The sequence below is a fragment of the Acidovorax sp. GW101-3H11 genome, from assembly GCF_001633105.1.
Taxonomy (GTDB): Bacteria; Pseudomonadota; Gammaproteobacteria; order Burkholderiales; family Burkholderiaceae_C; genus Acidovorax.
Genome location: NZ_LUKZ01000014.1, coordinates 110068 through 116067 on the forward strand (window position 1 = coordinate 110068; position 6000 = coordinate 116067).

At 60.9% G+C, this 6000-nt stretch carries 5 protein-coding genes; 4 read left to right on the forward strand and 1 reads right to left on the reverse strand.

Annotated elements, in window-relative coordinates:
* Positions 1-5: 5 nt before the first annotated feature.
* From A1D30_RS15755 to A1D30_RS15770, 4 genes are all read left to right on the forward strand, one after another.
* The gene (locus A1D30_RS15755; protein WP_063461688.1) at positions 6-494 is read left to right on the forward strand and encodes a chemotaxis protein CheW; all 489 of its coding nucleotides are present in this window, start codon (positions 6-8) and stop codon (positions 492-494) included.
* Between the two features lie 106 nt (positions 495-600).
* Positions 601-1506, forward strand: coding sequence for a CheR family methyltransferase (locus tag A1D30_RS15760; protein WP_063461674.1), 906 nt, complete (start codon positions 601-603; stop codon positions 1504-1506).
* A gap of 30 nt (positions 1507-1536) precedes the next feature.
* Positions 1537-2283, forward strand: coding sequence for a chemoreceptor glutamine deamidase CheD (gene cheD, locus A1D30_RS15765; protein ID WP_242421916.1), 747 nt, complete (start codon positions 1537-1539; stop codon positions 2281-2283).
* A gap of 15 nt (positions 2284-2298) precedes the next feature.
* A complete protein-coding gene (locus A1D30_RS15770) occupies positions 2299-3393 on the forward strand; it encodes a chemotaxis response regulator protein-glutamate methylesterase (RefSeq protein WP_063461675.1) in 1095 nt (364 codons plus the stop codon).
* Between the two features lie 86 nt (positions 3394-3479).
* Here A1D30_RS15770 and A1D30_RS15775 read toward each other — a convergent pair whose 3' ends face one another.
* A complete protein-coding gene (locus A1D30_RS15775) occupies positions 3480-5384 on the reverse strand; it encodes an ATP-binding cassette domain-containing protein (RefSeq protein ID WP_063461676.1) in 1905 nt (634 codons plus the stop codon).
* Between the last annotated feature and the right edge of the window lie 616 nt (positions 5385-6000).

Below are 6000 nucleotides of genomic sequence, written 5' to 3' on the forward strand. Positions count from 1 at the left end.
GCACCATGAGTGTGATTGGTAAGACGGCAGACGCTGCGCCGACGGGGGCACGTGAATATCTGACATTCCGCCTGGATCAGGAAGAGTACGGCATTGACATCCTGAAGGTGCAGGAAATCCGGGGCTACGAACCTCCGACCCGCATCGCCAATGCGCCCGAATTCATCAAGGGCGTGACCAACCTGCGCGGCACGATTGTTCCCATTGTGGACATGCGCCTGAAGTTCAACTGCGCGCAGGCCGACTACAACAGCTTCACCGTGGTCATCATCCTCAACCTGCGCAACCGGGTGGTCGGGATCGTGGTGGACTCGGTCAGCGATGTGATGGAGCTGACGCCCGAGAGCATTCGCTCGGCGCCCGACATCGAGAGCGCCATCGACAACAGCTGCATCCTGGGGCTCGGGTCGGTGGGTGAGCGCATGCTGATCCTGCTCGACATCGAGAAACTGATGTCGAGCGTGGATATGGGTTTGGTTACTGCCAACGAATAGGGCGCAACGACGGTCAACAACCATTGGTGGCCCAGGCACATGTCAGGCCGCAAGCGGGGCTTGCGGGCCTCTTGGAGCGAACAGGATTTCCCTTCGGACGATCAATATGGCCCACACCACCAGTGCCTCCGTTTCAGCCCGGTCTGCCTCCTCTCGGGGAGACGGGGCCTATGCTGCGGCAGAGGCTCCCTCGGGGCCTTTGGCCCAGGGGCGTGAATTCGTCTGGACCAATGCAGACTTTGCCCGGGTTCAGGCGCTGATCTACCAGCGCGCCGGCATCAGCCTGCATGACGGCAAACACGCCATGGTCTACAGCCGCCTGTCGCGGCGGCTGCGCGATACCGGGCACACCAGTTTTCACGACTACCTCAGCTGGCTCGAAAACCACGACGGGCCAGAGTGGCAGGAGTTCGTCAATGCGCTCACCACCAACCTGACGGCCTTTTTCCGCGAGCAGCACCACTTCGAGATTTTTGCCTCGCACCTGCGCTCCAAACCCTCGGCCAACTGGAAGGTCTGGTGCAATGCCGCGTCTACAGGCGAGGAGCCGTATTCGATTGTCATGACGGCGTTCGAAGCGCTGGGGGCCAACGCGTCTTTCAAGCTCACCGCCAGCGACATCGACTCGCGGGTGCTGGCCACGGCTGCGCAGGGCGTGTACCGGCTCGACGGGCTGAAAGGGGTGAGCCCGGAGCGGCTGCAAAAATTCTTCTTGCGGGGCAAAGGCGGCAACGCGGGAATGGTGCGTGCCAAGCCCGAGCTGCGCCGGGTGATTGACTTCATGAGCGTGAATCTCATCCGCGATGACTGGCCGTTCAAAGAGCCCTTTGATGTGGTCTTCTGCCGCAACGTGATGATCTACTTCGATGCGCCCACGCAGCGGAAGGTGCTGGAGCGGATCCACCGGGTGCTCAAACCAGGGGGAATGTTGTTTGTCGGCCATGCCGAAAACTTCAGCGAATCCCGCGATCTGTTTACCCTGCGTGGCAAGACGGTGTACGAGCGCCGTTGACCTGTCCATGTTGTCTTGCAAAAAGCACCCATGACCAACATCCAAGCAGGCACATCTTCCACCATGACCACCCAGACTCCAGGCTCATCCGAACGGCGCCGCGCACCGCGCATCGCGCCCTTGAGTGCGGATATCTACGCAGCGGGTGCGGCGCCTGCGCGCGAGTCTTCTTTGCAGGAACTCAAGGCGCAAAGCCGCAAGCCGGGCGAGGCGTCTTTCTTTTACCTGGACCACCATTTCCAGCACAACGCCGTGAAAGTGCTGCCCGGGGAGTACTTTGTGGCGGATGAGAGCATGGTCATCATGACCGTGCTGGGCTCGTGCATTGCAGCCTGCCTGTGGGACAGCCGCGCGCGCGTGGGGGGCATGAACCACTTCATGCTGCCCGATGGTGACCTGGCCGATGCGTCGGGGCGTTATGGTTCCTACGCCATGGAGCTGCTCATCAACGAGATGCTGAAGATGGGGGCGCGCCGCGAAACCATGCAGGCCAAGATTTTTGGTGGTGCCCAGGTGATGCACAACTTCACCACGATGAATGTGGGCGAGAGGAACACCAATTTTGTGCTCAACTACCTGCACACCGAGCGCATTCCCATTGTTTCCGAGGATGTGCTCGATATCTACCCGCGCAAGGTGGTCTTCTTTCCTGTGACGGGAAAGGCCATGGTCAAGCGCTTGGCGCATGCCCATCCCGAGGCCTTGGCCCAGGAGGCACGCGGCAACGCTGTCACGGTGGTCAAGTCCACTGCCGGTGGTTCCGTTGATCTGTTTTGAGGAAGGTTCGCGTTAATGAGCAGGAAAATCCGGGTGATCGTGGTGGACGATTCGGCGTTGGTCCGCAGTCTGCTGTCCGAGATCATCAACCGGCAGCGCGACATGGAGTGCATTGGCACAGCCAATGACCCTTTGGTGGCGCGCGAGATGATCCGTGAGCTGAATCCGGATGTCATCACGCTGGACGTTGAGATGCCCCGCATGGATGGCATCGATTTTCTCGGCCGCCTCATGCGGCTGCGCCCCATGCCGGTGGTGATGATCTCTACGCTGACCGAGCGTGGAGCCGAAGTCACGATGAAGGCGCTGGAACTTGGCGCCATCGATTTTGTCGCCAAGCCGCGTGTGGGCCTCGCCAGCGGTCTCAACGACCTGGCCGCCCAGATTGTGGACAAGATCCGCGTGGCGGCGGTGGCGCAGGTTCGCCGCGCTCCGGTGCGGGATGCAGCGCCTGCCGGCGGCGGGGCCGCGCATGCGTCTGCGCCAGCCGCCGCACTGCTGGGCCGCCTGTCTACCGAAAAGCTGATCTGCATTGGCGCCTCTACCGGTGGGACCGAGGCCATCAAGGAAGTGCTGGTGCAGATGCCGGCCGACTCGCCCGCCATCGTGATTACCCAGCACATGCCGCCGGGTTTCACCACCAGTTTTGCCGCCCGCTTGAATGGGCTGTGCCAGATCACGGTGAAAGAGGCCGTCAATGGCGAGCGCATCTTGCCGGGCCATGCCTACATTGCGCCGGGCGGCACCCAGTTCCATGTGGCGCGCAGTGGCGCCAACTATGTGGCGGTGGTCGATGACGGCCCCCCGGTCAACCGCCACAAGCCATCGGTCGAGGTGCTGTTCAAATCAGCGGCTGCGGTGGTGGGGCGCAATGCCTTTGGCATCATGCTCACCGGCATGGGCAACGATGGCGCTGCGGCGATGCGCGAGATGAAGGACGCGGGCAGCTACAACTACGTGCAGGACGAGGCCACCTGCATCGTGTTTGGCATGCCGCGTGAGGCCATCGCCCATGGCGCTGCCGATGAGGTTTTGCCCCTCGGCCAGATCGCTCCGGCGTTGATCACGCGGTTGCGCGGCGCGACGGACCGGCTGCACCACCGCATCTGATGGTTGTTCAGCCCCTGCGTGGGCTGTCACCAGGGCCGTCATAGGCTTGCATGCGGCCCCGGTGCTCTGGCCGGGGCGCGCCACCCTCACGCAGACAGTTCTGTCCAGCGCTCCAAAGCGGCCATCAGTTCGTCGTCAATGGTGGCTGCACGGGTCGCCATCTCGGCGGCGCGCGCTGGGTCTTTGCTGTACAGGCTTCCGTCGGCCAGCGCCTCCTGCAGTACCTGCTGTTCCGTTTCCAGAGCGGTGATCTGGGCAGGGAGCTGTTCCAGCTCGCGCTGCTCCTTATAAGAAAGCTTCTTTTTTGATAGCTGCTCAGCCTTATCTGGCGCGCGCAAAGGGCTGTTTTTGCTTGAATTTTCTGCGGCAGATGGCTTGGCCGCCGCAGCGGCTGCCGAGGCCTGAATGGCTTTGCTGCGCTTGGATTGCTCCAGCCAGTCCTGCACGCCCCCTTCGTATTCGCGCCACAGGCCGTCACCTTCAAAAGCGATGGTGCTGGTCACCACGTTGTCGAGGAAGGTCCGGTCGTGGCTGACCAGAAACACGGTGCCATCGTAGTTTTCCAGCAGTTCTTCCAGCAAGTCCAGGGTGTCGATGTCCAGGTCGTTGGTCGGCTCGTCCAGCACCAGCACATTGGCGGGGCGTGCGAACAAGCGTGCGAGCAAAAGTCGGTTGCGTTCGCCGCCCGACAAGGAACGTACAGGCGAGTGCGCGCGGGCCGGTGAGAAAAGGAAGTCGCTCAGGTAGCTCTTGACGTGTTTGCGCTGGTTGCCGATTTCAATCCACTCGCTGCCGGGGCTGATGAAGTCCTCCAGCGTGGCATCGAGGTTCACGGCGTGGCGCATCTGGTCGAAATAGGCCACCTGCAGGTTCGCGCCCTGGCGGATCGTGCCGTGATCGGCAGGTAGCTCCCCCAGAATCATCTTGAGCAGGGTGGTCTTGCCTGCGCCATTAGGGCCAATCAGCCCCACCTTGTCACCCCGCAGAATGGTGCCCGTGAAGTTGCGAACAATGGTCTTCTCGCCAAAGGCCTTGCTCACCCCCGTCAACTCCGCCACGATCTTGCCCTGGTAGCCGTTCGAGCCGCCGGTGGCCACATCCATGCGCACGCTCCCCACCACATCGCGGCGGGCCTCGCGGCGCGCGCGCAGCTGTTCCAGCCGGCTGATGCGGCTCTGGCTGCGGGTGCGGCGCGCTTCCACCCCCCTGCGTATCCAGACCTCTTCCTGGGCCAGCAGCTTGTCGGCCTTGGCGGCGATCACAGCTTCCTGGGCGAGTTGCTCTTCCTTCTGAATCTGGTACTGCGCAAAGTTGCCTGGGTACGAACGCAACTGGCCCCGGTCCAGTTCGACGATCCGGGTGGCGACACGGTCCAGAAATGAGCGGTCGTGGGTGATCGTGACAACGCTGCCCGGAAAGTCCAGCAGCAGGTCCTCCAGCCATTCGATGGAATCGAGATCCAGGTGGTTGGTGGGCTCGTCCAGCAGCAGAACATCGGGCCGGGCAACCAGCGCCTGGGCGAGGGCCACCCGCTTCTTGGTCCCTCCAGACAAGGTGCCAATCACAGCCTCCGGATCTAGGTGCAAACGTTGCAGCGTTTCTTCTACACGCTGCTCCCAGTTCCAAGCGTCATAAGCTTCGATCTCGGACTGCAAGGCGTCCAGATCCAGGCCCTCGGCTCCAGAAAGATACTGGTCGCGGATACCGATCACCCGCTGCAGGCCTTCGGATGCTGCCTTGAAGATCGTGGCTGCGGGGTCCAGGGTGGGCTCTTGCGCGACAAAGGCAATGCGCACCCCTTGCTGTACTTGCAATGCGCCATCATCAGGCTTGGCCAGGCCTCCCAGAATCTTGAGAAGCGAAGACTTGCCCGCGCCATTGCGGCCAATCAGGCCAACGCGCTCTGCAGTCTCCAAAGAAAAGCCGGCGTGGTCCAGCAGTGCAACGTGCCCAAATGCGAGTTGGGCGTCCAGTAGGGTGATAAGTGCCATAGGGGCAGGATTATCGGTGGCGAGCGCAAAGAGGGGCATGCAGCCACCTTTGTTGCCACCCGCTTGACCTCAAGGAGAGGGGCAGCTTGACGGTGGATCGCTTGAGGCCGACTAGGGCGTGGTCATGACGCCAGATGGCATAGACGGGAAAAGTGGCTGGGCTCTTTTTCCACCCCCTCAACCCATGCTATAGTCGAGGGCTTCGCTTCTGAAGAACTTGCCCGGATGATCTGATTGTCTGGTGCTGTGTTCGGTGGCTGGTGGTGATGCTCTTCGGGGTTGTGCTGCTGGTGATTGAAGGGGGTTGAAGAAAAGTTTTGTTTTGTTGCCTGGGTGGTTAAAAACTCGGTATAGAATACAAGGCTTCGCTGGGTAGAGTGGGTTGTTGGCAGATGCTGATGACTTCGAAAGAAAAGCAAAAAGTTTGACAGTTCTTAAAAAACTGTGCTAGAATTCAAGGCTCAGCTGATCGCAGCTAAGTCGGGAAAGCAAAGAAAGATTTCGGTCTTTGTGAGTGATCCGGTTCATTAAAAATATACAGCCGATAAGCGTGGGCGTTTGATGGCGAGTGCCAAGTTCTTTGGAACTAGTGCTTAGCACTACAAACGCTCATGAG